The organism is Streptomyces chilikensis (assembly GCF_001642695.1).
Classification (GTDB): Bacteria; Actinomycetota; Actinomycetes; order Streptomycetales; family Streptomycetaceae; genus Streptomyces; species Streptomyces chilikensis.
On the sequence record NZ_LWCC02000005.1, the window covers coordinates 2,638,010 to 2,655,702 of the forward strand.

Sequence of the window (17,693 nt, forward strand, 5' to 3'; positions counted from 1 at the left end):
CCCGTCGCCCCGCCCTGCCTCGGCTGCCCCGTCCCGGCTGCCCGCAGGAGGCCGGGCGGCGGGCGGCACGGCCGGGCGGCGGGCGGCACGGCCGGGCACCGGCCGGCGCGCGTACAGGCCTTCACGGGGTGAGCCACCGGAGGGCACGGGGCGGTGCGTACGAGCGGGGCCGCGGGCGCGGCGGGGGCCGGAAGGTCAGAAGCCCCGCGTCCGCTTCGCCGCCTTGCGGCGTTCCGCGGCCTCGCCCGGCAGGCGGAGGAAGAGCCGGGAGACCTCCGATCCCAGGTTCACCCCGATGGCGATCGCGATGGCCAGCGCCGCCGCCTGGCTCAGCGAGGCCGCGCCCCGGTCGATGTTGTTCTGCGCGAACCCCAGCAGACCGAAGTACGTCGACGAACCGGGCAGCAGCGGACCGATCGCCGCCGTCGTGTACGGCAGCGCGGAGGCGAACCGGTACCGGGAGAGCAACTGCCCGAAGAGGCCCACCAGCCCCGCCGCCACCGCCGTCGAGGCGACCGGTGAGAGTCCGCCCGCGTAGTGCAGCGCGCCGTACACCACCCAGGCGATGCCGCCGTTCAGCGTCACCAGCAGCACCGTCGACCGCTCCTGCTGCAGCAGCACCGCGAAGGTCAGCGACAGCAGCATGGAGGCGAAGATCTGCACCACCGGGCGTTCGGTGACCGCCAGCGACGCGTCCGGGCTGAGCTGCGCGCCGAGCTGCACCCCGAAGTACAGGATGATCAGCACTCCGGTGACGATGCCGACGAAGAAGTACATGACCTCCAGCAGACGGGCGGAGGCGGTGATGTAGAAGCCGGTCAGGCCGTCCTGGACGCCCGCCACCAGGGCCCGCCCCGGCAGCAGGGCGAAGAGGCCGCCGGTGATCACCGCGGAGGCCCGCACGTCCGCGTGGGCGATGGTGAGCGCCACTCCTATCGCGGCCGGCGGCATCGCGGCGACCACGAACTGGTAGAACTCCGGCAGCCCGCGTGCCGCGCAGAGCCAGGCCAGCCGGTCGCCGAGCATCGCGCCGACCGCCGCCGCCAGGAACACCAGCGGGCCGCCGCCGACCAGTACGGACGCCGCGCCGGCCAGCAGGCCGGCGGAGACGGTGAGCACCCAGGTCGGGTACGGGTGCCGGTTGCGCCGGATCTCGCCGAGCCGGTGGTAGGCCTCCTCCAGCGAGACGGGGCTGTCCTCGTCCGCGTCGCTCAGGTCGTCGACGAGCGCGAAGACGGCGGCCAGCCGGGTGTAGTCGGTGCCGCGGCGGCGCACCGTGCGGGAAGCGGTGACCGGGGGCTCGACCAGCGAGGGCTGGTAGGAGATGGAGACCATGGTGAAGGTGACGTTGGGCTCCACGCGGTCCAGCCCGTAGGCCCGGCAGACCGCGAACATGGCGCCCTCGACGTCCTCCGAGCCCTCGCCGCCCGCCAGCAGCAGCTCGCCGATGCGCAGCGCCAGGTCGAGGACGCGCGGCACCGCGGAACGGGTCTCGTCCTCCTCCCGGTGCACGACCTCCGGCGCGGGACGGTCCGAGACCGGCATCCGCAGCATGGTGCGCATCCGGTCCTGCCAGGGCACGTCCCGGGTCAGCCGCACGGCGGGGATGCCGGCCGCCGGGGTGAAGGCGGCGGGCGGCAGCGGGTGCTGGCCGGTGGTGGAGGACGGCCGCCGGAACGCGGACCCCTCGGTCCGCTCCGACGGCGGGGGCTCCGGCGGAACGAGACCCTCCGGGATCGCGAACTCCGAGGTCGTCGACGACTCGTTGTCCACCGGCGGCGGAGCCGCGACGACCCCTGGCGGAGGTGCGAAAGCGCTCCTCGCCTCGTCGCTGTGGGGTTTGCGGTCCTCCGCCTCGGTCACCCTTGCTCCCGGCATTTCATGATCGGTGTGCCGCGTACCCAGGGTAGGCGGCCCCGAACGCGGCAGGGCCGCGCCACCCCTGGGGGTTGACGCGGCCCGTGGTCCGCCTGACGTCAGGCGTGACGGCGGTCAGTGACCGCCCTGCTCCTTGAAGCGCGTGTAGGAGCGCTCGATCTCGGCCTCGGCCTCGGCGCGGCCGACCCAGTCGGCGCCCTCGACGGACTTGCCGGGCTCGAGGTCCTTGTAGACCTCGAAGAAGTGCTGGATCTCCAGGCGGTCGAACTCCGACACGTTCTGGATGTCGCGCAGGTGCTCCACGCGCGGGTCGGACGCGGGGACGCACAGCAGCTTGTCGTCGCCGCCGGCCTCGTCGGTCATCCGGAACATGCCGATCGCGCGGCAGCGGATCAGACAGCCGGGGAAGGTCGGCTCCTCCAGGATGACGAGGGCGTCCAGCGGGTCGCCGTCCTCGCCGAGGGTGTTCTCGACGAAGCCGTAGTCGGCCGGGTACATCGTCGAGGTGAAGAGTCGCCGGTCCAGGCGAATACGACCGGTCTCGTGGTCCACCTCGTACTTGTTGCGCGAACCCTTCGGAATCTCGATCGTGACGTCGAACTCCACCGGTGGCTCCTCCATGATCAGCACATAGTTCTGGTGGTTAAGTGTCCCCTACGCAGGTGGGTGCTGGCGAAAGGGGTGGTCGTTGTGCCGGAGCCGGGGGAACAGCGGCGCGTGCGGCCGTCGTTCGCGCGGGGTGCCCGAACGGTGGCGCGCTGGTCCGACCCGGTCGGGCGGTACACGGTCTGTGCCGCCGTCTCCGGGGTCCTGCTGGCCGCCGGGGTGGTGACGGCCGCCGGTCCCTGGGACTCCAGCGGTCAGCGTACGGCCGAGCGGGCCCACGCGGTGGCACTGGGGGGTGAACACCTCCCGCCGGGTTCCGCCGGCGCCGGGAACAGCGGCCCGGCCGGCACCGGAAGCGACACCGGGCGCGAGCCCGGTACGGCGCCCGCCGCCGTGGCGGTGCTCGCCGGTCTGGGCACGGCGTCGGACGGCACCGGGGCGGACCGTGCGGGCTCGGCGGCCGGCGCGCCGACCAGGGCCGGTCTGGAGCGCGTCCTCGGCCCCTTGCTGGACGATCCGGCTCTGGGCTCCCGGCGGTCCGTCGCGGTGGTGGACGTGGCCACCGGGCGGACCCTCTTCGAGCGGGGCGCGGGCACCGCGCTTCTCCCGGCCTCCACCACGAAGATCGCGACCGGAGTGGCCGCGCTCTCCGCCATGGGCCCCGACCACCGGTTCACCACGCGGACCGTGCTCCAGCCCGACGGCGAGGACGAGGGCAGGGGCAAGGCCGGGGCCGGGGACAAGGCGGTCGAGGAACTGGTCCTGGTCGGCGGGGGTGACCCCACGCTGACGGCCCGTGAGAAGCCGGGCCGGTGGGCGAGCATGCGCGAGCTGGCCTCCCTGACCGCCGCCGCGCTGAAGCGGCAGGGCGTGGAGGAAGTGGCCCTCCGGTACGACACCTCCCTCTTCAAGGGTCCCGAGGTTCACCCGATCGGGATCAACCGGAACATCTCTCCGGTCACCGCGCTCATGGTCGACGAAGGCCGTGCCGACGACTCGGACCACGGCCCCGCCCCGCGCGTGGCCGACCCGGCGGCGCACGCCGCGGGCGTCTTCGCCGGCCTGCTGGAGAAGAAGGGGATCCGGGTCGGCGCGCCCGCCCCGGGGAGGGCCGCGAAGAAGGCGGACCCGGTGGCCCAGGTGCGTTCCGCCCCGCTGGCCGCGCAGGTCGAGCGGATGATGACCAACAGCGACAACGACATCGCGGAGGCGCTGGCCCGTCAGACCGCCGCGGCGGACGGGCGGGAGGCGAGCTTCGCCGGCGGCGGGACCGCGATCCGCGCCGAGCTGAAGCGGCTCGGAGTGCCCCTGGAGGGCGTCCGGTTCGCCGACGGCAGCGGTCTGGGGCGCGGTGACCGGCTCAGCGCCCGCGCGCTCACCCGGCTGCTGACGGCGGCCGCCGACCCCCGCCGCCCGGAGCTGCGCCCCGTGCTCACCGGCATGCCGGTCGCCGGGTTCAGCGGAACGCTGAGCGCCCGGGCGGCGGACGGGCGGGCGGCCGGGACGGTGCGGGCCAAGACCGGCACCCTGACCGGCGTGAACACCCTGGCCGGAACGGCGGTCGACGCCCAGGGACGGCTGCTCGCCTTCGCCTTCCTGGCCGAGGGCACCCCGGCGAAGTACCCGGCCGAGGACGCCCTCGACCGCCTGGCCGCCACCGTGGCCGCCTGCGGCTGCCGCGGCTGACGGCGCCGCGGGACGGCGGCGGGGACGGCGGCTGGGACGGTCCGGAACCGGCCGCCGGGACCGTACGTCCGGGCGTGCCCTCCCGTACCGTTGACGGCATGACGAGCTTCCGTGGTGCGGAGATGGTCGACTGGGATCTCGCGGTGGCGACCGCCGCCCGGCTTGCGCGGCCGGGCCCGGAGGTCGGCCGCGACGAGGCGCGGGCCGTGGTGGCCGAGTTGCGACGGCACGCGAAGGCCTCGGAGGAGCACGTCCGGGCCTTCACCCGGATGGGCGGGGACGTGGTGCACGACACCCCCGTGCTCGTCGTCGACCGGCCCGGCTGGGCCAAGGCCAACGTGGCGGGCTTCCGGGAGATCCTCCGTCCCCTGCTCGGCAAGATGCAGGAGCGCCGGGCAGGCAGGCCCGGCAACGCCGTGATGGGCGCGCTGGGCGGCAAGGTCACCGGCGTGGAACTGGGCGTGCTGCTCTCCTTCCTGGCCTCCCGGGTGCTTGGCCAGTACGAGACCTTCGCGCCCGCCGACGGTGAGCTGCCCGGCGGGGCGGACGGCGGCCGGCTCCTGCTGGTCGCGCCCAACATCGTCCAGGTGGAGCGTGAACTGGAGGTCGACCCGTCGGACTTCAGGCTCTGGGTCTGCCTGCACGAGGAGACCCACCGCACCCAGTTCTCCGCCGTGCCCTGGCTGCGGGACCACCTGCGGGGGGAGATCCAGACCTTCCTCGCCGAGACCGACGTCGATCCGGGGCAGATGCTCGAGCGGATCCGCGACGCCGCGCAGTCCCTGGTGGGCGGCCGCGACGACGACCGGGACGCGGCCGAGGAGAGGTCGCTGGTCGACCTGGTCCAGACGCCCGCACAGCGGGAGGTCCTCGGCCGGATCACGGCCGTGATGTCGCTCCTGGAGGGGCACGCCGACTACGTGATGGACGGTGTCGGGCCCGAGGTGGTCGGCTCGGTGGCGGAGATCCGGGAGAAGTTCCAGCAGCGCCGCGCCAAGGGGGCGTCGCGGATGGACCTGGTGCTCCGGAAGCTGCTCGGCCTGGACGCCAAGCTGCGCCAGTACCGGGACGGCGAGCGGTTCGTGCGGGCGGTGGTCGAGCAGGTGGGCATGGACGGGTTCAACCGTGCCTGGACCTCGCCCAACACCCTGCCGACCCCGGCGGAGATCCACGCGCCGTCGGACTGGGTGGCCCGGGTCCACGGCGCCGGCGGCGGGGACTGACGGAAGCACGGCCCGTGACCGAATACGGAACGCGGGCATCCGGTTGGCGGCAGGGCAACGCCCGATCAATCACCCTTCCGAGGGACCGTGTTCCCCAGGCGGGCGTGCGATGCTCGGATACCGACCTGTTTCTGTCACCATCAACGCACTCTGTGTGACCGTCCTGCGGGTCGGCTTCCCCGAACAACTTCATGAAGGGAACCGGACAATGGGTCCCCATCCAGCGGTCGCGGCGATACGCCTGGCGGTCCGCCGCGTCCTCAACGACATCCTCGCCGAGCACGGCTCGACGCTCGCCCCTGCCCGTGCCGCCTCCGCCGGCGCGCGCGACGCCGTCCGCGCCCAGGTCGCGGTGGCGGCGCCCGCAGCCCCCGCGGACCCCGGCCCCCTGGTGCTGGTCGCCTGCTCGGGCGGCGCCGACTCCATGGCGCTCGCCTCCGCCCTCGCCTTCGAGGCGCCCAAGCTCGGTCTCCGGGCGGGCGGCCTGACCGTCGACCACGGCCTGCAGTCCGGTTCGGACGCCCGCGCCGCCGAGGTGGTGCAGCGACTGGGCGAGCTCGGCCTCGACCCCTGCGAGTCGCTCGCCGTCACCGTCGGCCGTGAGGGCGGTCCCGAGGCCGCCGCCCGGGACGCCAGGTACGCCGCCCTGGACGAGGCCGCCGACCGGCTCGGGGCCGCCGCCGTCCTCCTCGGCCACACCCGTGACGACCAGGCCGAGACGGTGCTGCTCGGCCTCGCCCGCGGCTCCGGCATCCGCTCGCTGTCCGGCATGGCCGCGATCTCCGGGACCGGCGGCCGCTACCGGCGCCCCTTCCTCGCCCTGGACCGGCAGACGGCCCGCACGGCCTGCATGGCCCAGTCCCTCCCCGTCTGGGACGACCCGCACAACACCGACCCCTCCTACACCCGTTCCCGGCTGCGCCACGAGGGCCTGCCCGCCCTGGAGAAGGCGCTGGGCAAGGGTGTCGTCGAGGCGCTCGCCCGGACGGCCCAGCTCTCCCGGGACGACGCCGACGCGCTGGACGCCTGGGCCGGCCAGGCCGAGTCCGCCGTCCGGGACGACCGCGGCTTCCTGGAATGCGCCAAGCTGGAAACCCTGCCGCCGGCCGTGCGCCGCCGCGTCCTGCGCCGGGCGGCCATCGACGCGGGCGCCCCGGCTGGCTCCCTCTTCGCCCGTCACATCGAGGAGATCGACCGGCTGATCACCGGTTGGAGGGGCCAGGGAGCCATCAACCTGCCCGGTCGCGTCGTCGCCCGACGGCAGGGTGGCAGACTGGTGATCCGGCAAGGCTGACCACCGGACCCCGCCCGGCCTCCCTCGGGAAGCGGACCGGGGCCGTTCGGCCTGTGCGCGAGCCGCACCGCGCGGCTCGCGCGGCCATTCCAGCGGGACGACCGAAAGTGATGCGGGTGGACGCGAAAGACATGGGCGCCGATCTCCAGCAGGTGCTCATCACCAAGGAAGAGATCGACGCCAAGCTGGCCGAGCTGGCCGCGAAGATCGACGAGGAGTACGCGGGCAAGGACCTGCTGATCGTCGGTGTCCTCAAGGGCGCCGTGATGGTCATGGCGGACCTCGCCCGGGCGTTGTCCACCCCCGTCACCATGGACTGGATGGCGGTGTCCTCCTACGGCGCCGGCACCAAGTCCTCGGGCGTCGTGCGGATCCTCAAGGACCTCGACACGGACATCAAGGGCCGCCACGTCCTGATCGTCGAGGACATCATCGACTCCGGCCTCACCCTCTCCTGGCTGATCTCCAACCTGGGCGGCCGTGAGCCCGCCTCCCTGAAGGTGTGCACGCTGCTGCGCAAGCCGGAGGCCGCCAAGGTGGCCATCGACGTCGAGTGGGTCGGCTTCGACATCCCCAACGAGTTCGTCGTCGGCTACGGCCTGGACTACGCGGAGAAGTACCGCAACCTGCCGTTCGTCGGCACGCTCGCACCCCACGTCTACGGCGGCTGACCCGCTGCGGGCGGCGCCCGCCGGAGCCGCGGCGGCCACCCGGAGCAACCGGCCGGGCACGGCCGCGGCGGCCGGGAACCACGGGCGCCCGCGAGCCGTTGGAGTATCCGTAGAAGGACCGTCGGACGTCCCATGCCGCTTCGGTGGACGATGCTGGGGTACCGTCCGAAGAACAGCCTTTATCAAATCTCACGATGGCAGGAGGGACGGGGCGGCATCGCTCCGTATGGATGGACGTGAAGCGATACTTCCGTGGGCCGGTCATGTGGATCGTGCTGGCCGTCCTCGCCGTGGTCGTGTTGATGACGGTCGTCGGCAGGTCCGGCGGCTACGAGACGGTGGACACCGGCAAGGTCGTTCAGGCGATCAACGACGACAGGGTGCAGTCGGCGCAGCTGACCACCGGTGACGAGCGGACCATCAAGGTCGAGCTCAAGAAGGGGCAGGAGGTCGAGAAGGCCTCCAAGATCCAGGCCAACTACATCGGCAGCCAGGGTGACGACCTGGCCGACGTGCTGCAGCAGAAGTTCGAGGACAAGAAGATCCCCGACGGCTACACGGTGTCGGAGTCGAAGACCAACCCGGTCCTCGGTTTCCTGCTGTCGCTGCTGCCGTTCCTTCTCCTGGTCCTGGTCTTCCTGTTCCTGATGAACCAGATGCAGGGCGGCGGCTCCCGGGTGATGAACTTCGGGAAGTCCAAGGCCAAGCTGATCACCAAGGACACCCCCAAGACCACCTTCGCCGACGTGGCCGGCTCGGAAGAGGCGGTGGAGGAGCTCCACGAGATCAAGGAGTTCCTCCAGGATCCCGCGAAGTTCCAGGCCGTCGGCGCCAAGATCCCCAAGGGTGTGCTGCTCTACGGCCCGCCCGGTACCGGCAAGACCCTGCTGGCCCGTGCCGTCGCGGGTGAGGCGGGCGTGCCGTTCTACTCGATCTCCGGTTCCGACTTCGTCGAGATGTTCGTCGGCGTCGGCGCCTCCCGGGTCCGTGACCTGTTCGAGCAGGCCAAGGCGAACGCCCCGGCCATCGTCTTCGTCGACGAGATCGACGCGGTCGGCCGCCACCGTGGCGCCGGCCTCGGCGGTGGTCACGACGAGCGCGAGCAGACGCTGAACCAGCTGCTCGTCGAGATGGACGGCTTCGACGTGAAGGGTGGCGTCATCCTGATCGCCGCCACCAACCGGCCGGACATCCTCGACCCGGCGCTGCTGCGTCCGGGCCGCTTCGACCGCCAGATCGCCGTGGACCGCCCCGACCTCCAGGGCCGTCTGGAGATCCTGAAGGTCCACCAGAAGGGCAAGCCGGTCGCGCCCGACGTGGACCTGACCGCCGTCGCCCGCCGCACGCCCGGCATGACCGGTGCCGATCTGGCGAACGTCCTGAACGAGGCCGCCCTGCTGACGGCCCGCAGCGACAAGAAGCTGATCGACAACCACATGCTGGACGAGGCGATCGACCGCGTGGTCGCGGGTCCGCAGAAGCGGAGCCGGATCATGTCGGACAAGGAGAAGAAGATCACCGCGTACCACGAGGGCGGCCACGCCCTGGTCGCGGCGGCCTCGCCCAACTCCGACCCGGTCCACAAGATCACCATCCTGAGCCGCGGCCGGGCCCTGGGTTACACCATGGTCCTGCCCGACGAGGACAAGTACTCGACCACCCGCAACGAGATGCTCGACCAGCTCGCCTACATGCTGGGCGGCCGGGCCGCCGAGGAACTGGTCTTCCACGACCCGACCACGGGCGCGGCCAACGACATCGAGAAGGCCACGGGTCTGGCCCGCGCGATGGTCACCCAGTACGGCATGACCGAGCGCCTCGGCGCGATCAAGTTCGGCGGCGACAACACCGAGCCGTTCCTCGGCCGGGAGATGGCGCACCAGCGCGACTACTCCGAGGAGATCGCCGCGCTCGTCGACGAAGAGGTCAAGAAGCTCATCGAGAACGCGCACAACGAGGCCTGGGAGATCCTGGTCGAGAACCGCGACGTCCTCGACAACCTCGTGCTGGCGCTGCTGGAGAAGGAGACGCTGAACAAGGAGGAGATCGCCGAGATCTTCGCCCCCATCGTCAAGCGTCCGCCGCGGCCGGCCTGGACGGGCTCCTCCCGTCGCACGCCGTCCACCCGGCCTCCGGTGCTTTCCCCGCGGGAGCTCGCGCTCACCAACGGAGGCAACGGCGTCGGTTCCACCGGCAAGACCCTCACGGGTGGCGCCACGACCGCCGAGCCGGCTCCCGAGCCGCGTCCCGAGGGTGGACAGGACCGGCCCGAGAGCTGAGTCACGTCGCCGGACCACCCGGAATGAAGGGCGCGCCCCCCAAGGTTCTAGCCTTGGGGGGCGCGCCCTTCGCACAGTGCGCCATCTGCACAGTCAGGCTGAGGAACGAGGCACTTCACATGACCGACCCCGTGACGCTGGACGGCGGGAGCGTCATCGGCTCCTTCGACGAGAAGCGGGCCGAGAACGCCGTCCGGGAACTGCTCATCGCGGTCGGCGAGGACCCCGACCGCGAGGGCCTGAGGGAGACCCCGGCACGGGTCGCGCGGGCGTACAAGGAGATCTTCGCCGGTCTCCGGCAGCAGCCGGAGGACGTGCTGACCACGACGTTCGACCTGGGCCACGACGAGATGGTGCTGGTCAGGGACATCGAGGTCTACTCGACCTGCGAGCACCACCTGGTGCCGTTCCGCGGAGTGGCGCACGTGGGGTACATCCCGTCCACCACCGGCAAGATCACCGGGCTGTCCAAGCTGGCGCGGCTGGTCGACGTCTACGCGCGGCGTCCCCAGGTGCAGGAGCGGATGACGACGCAGATCGCGGACTCCCTGATGGAGATCCTGGAGCCGCGCGGAGTGATCGTGGTCGTGGAGTGCGAGCACATGTGCATGTCCATGCGGGGGATCCGGAAGCCGGGCGCGAAGACGATAACCTCCGCGGTTCGCGGGCAGCTGCGCGATGCCGCGACGCGGGCGGAGGCGATGAGCCTCATCATGGCCCGCTGACCGACCCCGGCCGACCGGCCGACCGGCCGGCCCGCCGGCTGGATCCCCGGCACGTGAGAACCCCCGACCATCAGGTCGGGGGTTCTCACGTGCCGGGGATCCCGCGCAGGCGGACGACCTCACCACGCGGCGCGGGCCGGAAGCCCGCGCCGCGTGGTGTCACGCCTCGTCCTCGTCCTCCGGGAGCCGGCACACGCGCTGCAGGTAGAGGCCCGCGGCGACCACCACGACGCCCGCGAGCGCCGCGAACCCCGCCGTGAGGGCCTGACTCCGGCGGGCCGGGAACTCCAGGTACTCCAGGAGGAAGACCCCCACCCCCGCGTAGAAGCCGGCGACCGGCGCCGCCACCAGGGCCGCGGCCTGGGCGAGCACCACCGCACGGGTGGCCAGCAGCGGGTCGACGCCCTTGGCCCCCGGCCGCCGCTCCCGCTGGGCCTTGAGCCGTGCCCGCAGGGACAGCGCCCCGGCCAGCAGTCCGACGGCGATCAGCGCCAGGACGAACGGGGCCGCGGCCGGGACGCCCGGCAGCGACCCGAACGCCTGCCACAGCCGGGCTCCCGCCCAGGCGAGCAGTCCGACGGCGACGAACGCCAGGGCCAGGGTCCTGATCCGCAGCTCTCTCACGGTGCCTCTCAACGTTATTCGGGCAGCCGGAGTTCCAGGTCCTCGCGGCGCACCACGCCCTCGCGGGTGACCGAGGCCAGCAGGTCGGCGACCCGTCCCCGGCCGGTGATCTCGGCGGACTCGTCCACGTCCAGCCACGGCGCCAGCACGAAGGCGCGCTCGTGGGCGCGCGGGTGCGGCAGGGTGAGCACCGGGTCGTCGGAGACCCGGCCCTCGTAGGCCACGATGTCCACGTCCAGCGTCCGGGCCGCCCACCGCTCGTCGCGCGTGCGGTGGAACGCCTCCTCGACGGCCTGGGCCCGGTCCAGCAGGGAGGAGGGCGGCAGGGTCGTCCTCAGGATCACGACCGCGTTCATGTAGTTCGGCTGGGAGCCCGGCTCGACGCCCCAGGGCGCCGTCTCGTAGACGGGCGACACGGCCTTGATCCGGATGCCCGGGGTGTCCTCCAGGGCGTCCACCGCGCCCTGGAGGTTCTCCATGCGGTTGCCGAGGTTCGAGCCGATGGACAGCACGGCCTGCCGGGGGTTGGAGAGCGTGGAGTCCGCGGCGTCCACCGCCTCGACGACGGACGCCGGCACCGGCTGGACCGTGGGGTCGGGGGACCCGGGGAAACGCGAGGGGGTCATGCACGGCTCCGGTTGATGGTGACGGTCACGTCGTCGAACGGAACGGTGATGGGCGCGCCCGGCTTGTGGACGCAGACCTCGACCTCCGCGACGATCTCGTTCTTGAGGCAGACCGCGGCGATGCGTTCGGCGAGCGTCTCGATCAGGTCGACCGGTTCGCCCTCGACGACGCCCACGACCTCCTCGGCGAGGATGCCGTAGTGGACGGTCTTCGTCAGGTCGTCGCCGGCCGCGGCGGGACGGGTGTCGAGTCCCAGGACGACGTCCACGACGAAGGTCTGGCCCGTCTCGCGCTCCTCGGGGAACACACCGTGGTGGCCGTGGCCCTTGAGGCCGCGCAGCGCGACACGATCCACTACGAATCACTCCTGCAGTCGTCGGTGAGGGGCCGGTTCCGCGCCGGGTGCGCGAGGGCGCCCACTGCACAGAATCTACCCGTGGACGTCGGCGTTCCTCCTCGTCGGGGGAGTGCGACCGGCCGAAGACGGCCACTACCCCGTGCGCCCCGGCCCCAATCACGGGCGGGGGAGTCACGCGGGAATGTCGGGTTCCTCCGGCCCCTCGTCCTCGTCGGACTCGGTGAGGACCGGGGAGGCGTGGTGGGACCACACCTTCCAGCCGGAGGGGGTGCGGCGGAACACGTTGGTCGCCACCACGAGCTGCCCGAGCAGCGGGCCCGGGTCGTCGCCCTCCTCGGGCGGCGGGCCGCCGCTGAGGATGTTCTCGGTACAGGTGACCACGGCGGTGTCGCCGGTGACCGAGACGTGCAGGTCGGTCAGGAAGAACTGGATGTAGTCCGTGTTCGCCATGATCAACGCGTAGGACCGCAGGACCTCCCCGCGCCCGTTGAGGGCGGGCCAGCCGGGGTGGACGCAGGAGATCACCCCGGTCTCCGCCGGGTCGTGGTACGTCTCGTCGACGCCGAGGTCGGCGGGGGAGAGCCAGAGGGCGGAGAGCTCGTCGAAGTCACCCTGCTCGATCGCCTCGTAGAAGGCGGTGTTGGCGAGTTCGACCTGCTCGACGTCCGTGTGCGCGGTGCTCACCGCGATCACCTGGCCCCTGCGACGGCGGCGGCGACCCGTACCGCGTCGGCCGAGGCGCGCACCTCGTGGACCCGGACGGCCCACGCTCCCCGCTGGGCGGCGAGCATCGAGACGGCGGCGGTGGCGGCGTCCCGCTCCCGGGCGGGCGGCGGGGTGCCGTCCGGGCCGGCGAGGACGTGGCCCAGGAAGCGCTTGCGGGAGGCGGCCACCAGCACCGGTCGTCCGAGCCCGAACAGCCGGTCCAGGTGGGCGAGGAGGGCGAGGTCGTCCTCGGCGCCCTTGGAGAAGCCGAGACCGGGATCGACGACGATCCGCCCGGGATCGACACCGCCCGCGACGGCGGCGTCCACCCTGGCCCGGATCTCGTCGACCACCTCGCGGACCACGTCGGTGTAACGGCCGGGGATGTTGGCGCCCTCCAGCAGGCCGCGCCAGTGCATCACCACGAACGGCGCGCCGGCGGACGCGACCACCGGGATCATCGCCGGGTCGGCGAGGCCGGCGCTGACGTCGTTGACCATGACCGCGCCCGCGGCGAGCGCCCTCTCCGCGACCGAGGCGCGCATGGTGTCGACCGAGACGACGACCCCTTCGGCGGCCAGCCCGCGGACCACGGGGATCACCCGGCGCAGCTCCTCCGCCTCGTCCACCCGGGTGGCGCCGGGGCGGGTGGACTCGCCGCCCACGTCGACCAGGTCGGCGCCCTCCGAGGCGAGGTCCAGGCCCCGCTTGACCGCAGTGGTGGTGTCGAACCACCGGCCGCCGTCGGAGAAGGAGTCCGGAGTTACGTTGACGACGCCCATGACCGCGCAGCGGTCCCACGCCGGAAGGCCCGCCACGTGGCCGCGTACGCACTGCTTGCTCATGCGACCAGCCTAGGCGTCCGGGCAGGAGCACGCCGACCCCGTCGGCCCGCCGAGCGGCCTGTGAAGTGGTGCAAAACGGGATGCGGGGAGGGCTCTCCGTCGATCTGATCAAGAAACGGGAATGTCGGGACGGAAAGCGGGCGCCGATTTTTGCCTTCCCGGGCGTCTACGATCGCCTACGCGCGGTAAATTTCTGGCCATGCCACGAGGACGTCATCGTCATTCCCCGCCTCTGCACAGGCTCCTGCCGCCGTCGGTCTTCGCGGCTGTGTCCGTGGTCTGTGCGCTGGTCGTGTGGTTCCTGGACGAACCGTTGCTGCTGCGGCTGGTGACCGCCCTCGCCGCCGTGGTCGGTGTGGCCGCCGCGGTGACGCTGCGCCGCTGGGACGCGGCGGCCGGTCTGAGCGTCGCGGAGCTGAAGCGGGCGAAGGCCGGCGCCGAGTGGCAGCACGAGGAGCGCGTGGCCGAGCTGGAGGCCGACCTGGAGGAGAGCCGGGAGCTCCGGACCAAGCTGGAGCAGCGGCTGCGGTCCAAGCGGGCCGAACTGGCGGCGCTGCGCAACGAGCACGCCTCCCTCCTGCGGCGTTATGCCACGGCGGAGACGGAACGGGCGAGCGCCCTGGAAGGACGGCGCCTGCTGGAGATCGAGTCCAAGGACCCGGTTCCGGCGCTGCCCCCGGTGCGGGAGACCCCGGCGCTCGGCCCGGCCCCTGCTCCGGAGCCTCCCCGGCCGTTCTCGCCGCAGGGCGGGGAGCTGTTCCGCCGGGCCGGCGAGGTCCTGGACGCGCTGGAGACGCGCCCGGCCCCCGCCGACGCGGAGGCGGGGCCCGTCGACACCGGGTCCGACGACGGGTCCGTCGACACCGGTTCCGCCGACGACGGGTTCGCCGACGGCGTGGACCTCGGCGGGACCGCGGAGCCGGACGGTGCGCCGCGGCTCGAGGTGCCCGAGGAGCTCGACCGGCCCGTGGACGTCCACGGCCCGGAGACGACCCGGGAACTCGGCCCGGACGAGGTGCGGGAGTCCGAGGGCACCGTGCCGGCCGCGGACGTGGTGGACGACGGCGACGCCCCGGCGGACGCGGAAGAGGCACCGTCGAACCGTCCGGTGCCCGGGGAGCGGGACGGACGTGGTGCGGAGGACGATGCGGACGGCTCCGCCGCCTCCGGCCCGGCCGCGCTCACGCCGGCCCGCCCGGCCGGCGGGCACTTCACGGTGCCCACCGCCGTCGCCGTGGTGCCGGCGGCCGAGGCGCCGCGCCGGCCGGGGACCGAGGGCGGCTTCGACTTCTTCGGCACCCAGCGGGCCGACCGGGGCGCCGGCCACCCGCCGCGGACGGCCTCGCCGGAGGCGCCGTCGTCCGACGTCGTGCGTCAGCCGATCCAGTGGCAGGCCCAGTGGCAGGCCCGGCAGCAGCAGGCGGAGCAGTGGCCCCGGCACCAGGCGGCCCCGCAGCCCCGGGCGGAGGAGCGGAGCGGGCCGGAGGAGCGGAGCGGGCCGGAGGAGCGAGCCGGGGCCGAGGAGCGGACCGGGACCGGGGAGCGGACCGGGACCGGGGAGCAGACCCGGACCGGGACCGAGGGGCGGACCGCCGCCACCCCGACGCAGCCGCTGATCAGGACGTCGCCACGGACCGACATCGGCCGGGTGATCGACGTCGACGCGTAGGGGACGACCCGCACGCCGCGTCCTGGCCGGCCGGTCACCGCCCCGCCGACCGCCGGGTCCCTGCCGGCCGTGTCCGCCCTGCCCCCACGCCCGGCGTCCGCGGTAGGCCAGACTGAAGCCATGACGTCCACGACGCAGACCACGGTCGGCATCGGCGCCGCCGCCGAGACCACCGACATGGTGCTCAACATCGGCCCCCAGCACCCCTCCACGCACGGCGTGCTGCGCCTGCGCCTGGTGCTGGACGGCGAACGCATCACCAGCGCCGAGCCGGTGATCGGCTACATGCACCGCGGCGCGGAGAAGCTTTTCGAGGCTCGTGACTACCGGCAGATCATCATGCTGGCCAATCGTCACGACTGGCTCTCGGCGTTCTCCAACGAGCTGGGCGTGGTGATCGCGGTCGAGCGGATGCTCGGCATGGAGGTCCCCGACCGGGCGGTGTGGATCCGCACCCTGCTCGCCGAGCTCAACCGGGTGCTCAACCACCTGATGTTCCTCGGCTCCTATCCGCTGGAACTCGGCGGCATCACGCCGATGTTCTACGCCTTCCGCGAGCGCGAGGACCTCCAGCACGTCATGGAGGAGGTGTCCGGCGGGCGGATCCACTACATGTTCAACCGGGTCGGCGGTCTCAAGGAGGACCTGCCGCTGGGCTGGACGGACCGGGTCCGTGCCGTGGTGGCCGCCGCCCGGTCCCGGATGGACGTCTTCGACGACCTGGTCCTCGGCAACGAGATCTTCCGCGGCCGGACCCGCGGGGTCGGCGTGCTGAGCGCGGAGGCGGTGCACGCCTACGGGGTGAGCGGGCCGATCGCCCGGGCCTCCGGCGTCGACTTCGACCTGCGCCGCGACGAGCCCTACCTGGCGTACGGCGAGCTCGGCGACGTGCTGAAGGTGGTCACCCGGGAGGAGGGCGACTGCCTGGCGCGGTTCGAGTGCCTGCTGGAGCAGACGCACAACTCGCTCGCCCTGGCGGATGCGTGCCTGGACCGGCTGGCCGAGCTGCCGCCGGGGCCGGTCAACCAGCGGCTGCCCAAGGTGCTGAAGGCGCCGGAGGGACACACCTACGCGTGGACCGAGAACCCGCTCGGCCTCAACGGCTACTACCTGGTCTCGCGCGGGGAGAAGACGCCGTACCGGCTGAAGCTGCGATCGGCGTCCTACAACAACATCCAGGTGCTCACCGAGCTGCTGCCGGGCACGCTGGTCGCCGACATGGTCGCCATCCTCGGCTCGCTCTTCTTCGTGGTCGGGGACATCGACAAGTGACCGGCGGGCCCGGGCGGTGCCCGGCCCGCCGCGCCCGGATGACCGGCCCGCCGCGCCGTCAGGACGCGAGCGGGTCGGGAACGCCCACCGGCTGGAGCAGCCAGGTGAAGTCGCCGAGTCCGCCGGGCGCGGTGAGTTCGGACGCCTCGCCGGCCGAGGCGAGGGCGCGGACGTAGCCCGCGGGGTCCGAGGAGGCCAGGGCCAGCGGTGGGCGCGCGCCCGTGACGCCGAGCGCGCGCAGCGCCTCCCGCTGGGTGAGCAGGCGGCCGCCGGGCAGGACGCAGGAGTCCAGCGCCACATGGGCGGTCAGGTCACGGCTGCCGTCCGGGACGGGCGGCACCTCGCGGCCCGCGCGGAACCCGGTGAGCGTGCCGAAGGGAGGCCGGGCGCCGGCGGTGTGCGCGTAGTCGACGGCCACCGCCAGGCCCGCCTCCAGGGAGGCCACCGCCCCGGCCCAGGCCCGGTCGCGCGGCAGGCCGATCTCGGCGCGCAGTCCCTCCTCGGGCGGCAGGGGCCACCATCGCTCCAGCCAGGCGGCGTCCTCACCGTCCACCGCCGCGCCCGGCAGCTCGGTCCCGTCCGGACGGACCAGGACCCGGCGCGGGACACCGGCCCCGTCGGTCTCCACCACGTCCACCGGCACGTTGTCCAGCCACTCGTTGGCGAACAGCAGCCCGCGCACCCCGCGCGGGGGCGCGTCCAGCCACTCGATCCGTTCCGGCAGCCCGGCGGGGCGGTCCGCCACCTCCACGGCGCAGATCCGGATCCGTCCGGCCACCTCCGGCGGCAGCGCGGCCAGGACCCCGGCGGCCAGCTCGCCGCGTCCGGCCGCCATGTCGACGAAGGCCGCCCCGTCCGGCCGGCCCAGGGCCTCGTCGACCCGGCACAGCAGCCGGGCGACGGCGATCGCGAAGAGCGGGGAGGCGTGCACCGAGGTGCGGAAGTGGCCTGCCGGGCCCTCCGGCAGACGGTAGAAGCCGCGGGGGCCGTACAGCGCCTCCCGCGCCGCCTCCCGCCACCCGCGTGCGCCGTCCGTCCGGCCGCCGCCGTCGGCCGGGCCGCCGTGGGCCGGGCCGCCGTGGGCCGGGTCCTCGTGCGCCTGGTCGCCCTCTGCCGGGCCCTCGTGCACCCGGTCGCCGTCCGCAGTCATCGCCGTCCCGCTCTCGCCACGCGGCAAGGCTAGGGCCCTCGGGCGGACCGGGTCCCCCTGGGGGCGTACGGCCGGCCTGCG

General features: G+C 73.3%; 16 protein-coding genes. 8 read left to right on the plus strand and 8 right to left on the minus strand.

From position 1 onward, the window contains the following. Nucleotides 1–195 precede the first annotated feature (195 nt). Nucleotides 196–1,863 carry a threonine/serine exporter family protein gene (locus A2U95_RS11855; protein ID WP_166022096.1) on the minus strand — a complete coding sequence of 556 codons (1,668 nt, stop codon included), beginning with the start codon at nucleotides 1,861–1,863 and terminating at the stop codon, nucleotides 196–198. Between the two features lie 129 nt (nucleotides 1,864–1,992). Continuing rightward, the gene (locus A2U95_RS11860) at nucleotides 1,993–2,484 is read right to left on the minus strand and encodes an inorganic diphosphatase (RefSeq protein WP_166025094.1); all 492 of its coding nucleotides are present in this window, start codon (nucleotides 2,482–2,484) and stop codon (nucleotides 1,993–1,995) included. A gap of 144 nt (nucleotides 2,485–2,628) precedes the next feature. Between A2U95_RS11860 and dacB the strand changes: the two genes are divergently transcribed. From dacB to folE, 6 genes are all read left to right on the plus strand, one after another. Further along, nucleotides 2,629–4,170, plus strand: coding sequence for a D-alanyl-D-alanine carboxypeptidase/D-alanyl-D-alanine endopeptidase (gene dacB / locus A2U95_RS11865; protein ID WP_240957290.1), 1,542 nt, complete (start codon nucleotides 2,629–2,631; stop codon nucleotides 4,168–4,170). 98 nt (nucleotides 4,171–4,268) lie between these two features. Beyond that, nucleotides 4,269–5,393, plus strand: a complete 1,125-nt coding sequence (locus tag A2U95_RS11870) for a zinc-dependent metalloprotease (RefSeq protein ID WP_206282864.1) — start codon at nucleotides 4,269–4,271, stop codon at nucleotides 5,391–5,393. A 208-nt stretch (nucleotides 5,394–5,601) separates the two neighbouring features. Further along, nucleotides 5,602–6,687, plus strand: a complete 1,086-nt coding sequence (tilS, locus tag A2U95_RS11875; RefSeq protein ID WP_166022098.1) for a tRNA lysidine(34) synthetase TilS — start codon at nucleotides 5,602–5,604, stop codon at nucleotides 6,685–6,687. Nucleotides 6,688–6,797: 110 nt separating this feature from the next. Further along, nucleotides 6,798–7,358, plus strand: coding sequence for a hypoxanthine phosphoribosyltransferase (gene hpt, locus A2U95_RS11880; protein WP_166022099.1), 561 nt, complete (start codon nucleotides 6,798–6,800; stop codon nucleotides 7,356–7,358). Nucleotides 7,359–7,588: 230 nt separating this feature from the next. Next, complete coding sequence (gene ftsH, locus A2U95_RS11885; protein WP_166022100.1) at nucleotides 7,589–9,637, plus strand: ATP-dependent zinc metalloprotease FtsH; 2,049 nt, start codon at nucleotides 7,589–7,591, stop codon at nucleotides 9,635–9,637. A 119-nt stretch (nucleotides 9,638–9,756) separates the two neighbouring features. Continuing rightward, nucleotides 9,757–10,362, plus strand: coding sequence for a GTP cyclohydrolase I FolE (gene folE / locus A2U95_RS11890; RefSeq protein ID WP_166022101.1), 606 nt, complete (start codon nucleotides 9,757–9,759; stop codon nucleotides 10,360–10,362). A gap of 159 nt (nucleotides 10,363–10,521) precedes the next feature. Here the strand turns inward: folE and A2U95_RS11895 are convergent, their stop codons facing one another. The 5 genes from A2U95_RS11895 to folP all read right to left on the minus strand — a co-directional run bounded on the left by A2U95_RS11895 (nucleotide 10,522) and on the right by folP (nucleotide 13,521). After that, nucleotides 10,522–10,986 carry a DUF3180 domain-containing protein gene (locus tag A2U95_RS11895; RefSeq protein WP_166022102.1) on the minus strand — a complete coding sequence of 155 codons (465 nt, stop codon included), beginning with the start codon at nucleotides 10,984–10,986 and terminating at the stop codon, nucleotides 10,522–10,524. A 14-nt stretch (nucleotides 10,987–11,000) separates the two neighbouring features. Beyond that, the gene (folK, locus tag A2U95_RS11900) at nucleotides 11,001–11,612 is read right to left on the minus strand and encodes a 2-amino-4-hydroxy-6-hydroxymethyldihydropteridine diphosphokinase (RefSeq protein WP_166022103.1); all 612 of its coding nucleotides are present in this window, start codon (nucleotides 11,610–11,612) and stop codon (nucleotides 11,001–11,003) included. Continuing rightward, nucleotides 11,609–11,968 (minus strand): dihydroneopterin aldolase, encoded by a 360-nt coding sequence (folB, locus tag A2U95_RS11905; protein ID WP_166022104.1) that lies wholly within the window; start codon nucleotides 11,966–11,968, stop codon nucleotides 11,609–11,611. The genes folK and folB overlap by 4 nt, the downstream gene beginning before the upstream one ends. A 174-nt stretch (nucleotides 11,969–12,142) precedes the next feature. Beyond that, complete coding sequence (locus A2U95_RS11910) at nucleotides 12,143–12,655, minus strand: nuclear transport factor 2 family protein (protein WP_166022105.1); 513 nt, start codon at nucleotides 12,653–12,655, stop codon at nucleotides 12,143–12,145. Nucleotides 12,656–12,660: 5 nt separating this feature from the next. Beyond that, nucleotides 12,661–13,521: a dihydropteroate synthase gene (folP, locus tag A2U95_RS11915; protein WP_166022106.1), complete on the minus strand. Its 861-nt coding sequence runs from the start codon at nucleotides 13,519–13,521 to the stop codon at nucleotides 12,661–12,663. A gap of 268 nt (nucleotides 13,522–13,789) precedes the next feature. Between folP and A2U95_RS32015 the strand changes: the two genes are divergently transcribed. Together A2U95_RS32015 and A2U95_RS11925 are read left to right on the plus strand one after the other, a co-directional pair. Further along, nucleotides 13,790–15,190: a hypothetical protein gene (locus A2U95_RS32015; RefSeq protein WP_206282865.1), complete on the plus strand. Its 1,401-nt coding sequence runs from the start codon at nucleotides 13,790–13,792 to the stop codon at nucleotides 15,188–15,190. 120 nt (nucleotides 15,191–15,310) lie between these two features. Further along, nucleotides 15,311–16,462: an NADH-quinone oxidoreductase subunit D gene (locus A2U95_RS11925; RefSeq protein ID WP_166022107.1), complete on the plus strand. Its 1,152-nt coding sequence runs from the start codon at nucleotides 15,311–15,313 to the stop codon at nucleotides 16,460–16,462. A gap of 58 nt (nucleotides 16,463–16,520) precedes the next feature. Here the strand turns inward: A2U95_RS11925 and A2U95_RS11930 are convergent, their stop codons facing one another. After that, nucleotides 16,521–17,612 (minus strand): SAM-dependent methyltransferase, encoded by a 1,092-nt coding sequence (locus tag A2U95_RS11930; protein ID WP_166022108.1) that lies wholly within the window; start codon nucleotides 17,610–17,612, stop codon nucleotides 16,521–16,523. Between the last annotated feature and the right edge of the window lie 81 nt (nucleotides 17,613–17,693).

What these genes read in the sequence shown, in the direction of transcription:
- tilS (WP_166022098.1), top strand. Translation starts at nt 5,602, where the DNA reads ATGGGTCCCCATCCAGCGGTCGCGGCGATACGCCTGGCGGTCCGCCGC.
- hpt (WP_166022099.1), top strand. Translation starts at nt 6,798, where the DNA reads ATGCGGGTGGACGCGAAAGACATGGGCGCCGATCTCCAGCAGGTGCTC.
- ftsH (WP_166022100.1), top strand. Translation starts at nt 7,589, where the DNA reads ATGGACGTGAAGCGATACTTCCGTGGGCCGGTCATGTGGATCGTGCTG.
- folK (WP_166022103.1), bottom strand. Translation starts at nt 11,612, where the DNA reads ATGACCCCCTCGCGTTTCCCCGGGTCCCCCGACCCCACGGTCCAGCCG.
- A2U95_RS11930 (WP_166022108.1), bottom strand. Translation starts at nt 17,612, where the DNA reads ATGACTGCGGACGGCGACCGGGTGCACGAGGGCCCGGCAGAGGGCGAC.
- A2U95_RS11870 (WP_206282864.1), top strand. Translation starts at nt 4,269, where the DNA reads ATGACGAGCTTCCGTGGTGCGGAGATGGTCGACTGGGATCTCGCGGTG.
- folE (WP_166022101.1), top strand. Translation starts at nt 9,757, where the DNA reads ATGACCGACCCCGTGACGCTGGACGGCGGGAGCGTCATCGGCTCCTTC.
- folP (WP_166022106.1), bottom strand. Translation starts at nt 13,521, where the DNA reads ATGAGCAAGCAGTGCGTACGCGGCCACGTGGCGGGCCTTCCGGCGTGG.
- A2U95_RS11925 (WP_166022107.1), top strand. Translation starts at nt 15,311, where the DNA reads ATGACGTCCACGACGCAGACCACGGTCGGCATCGGCGCCGCCGCCGAG.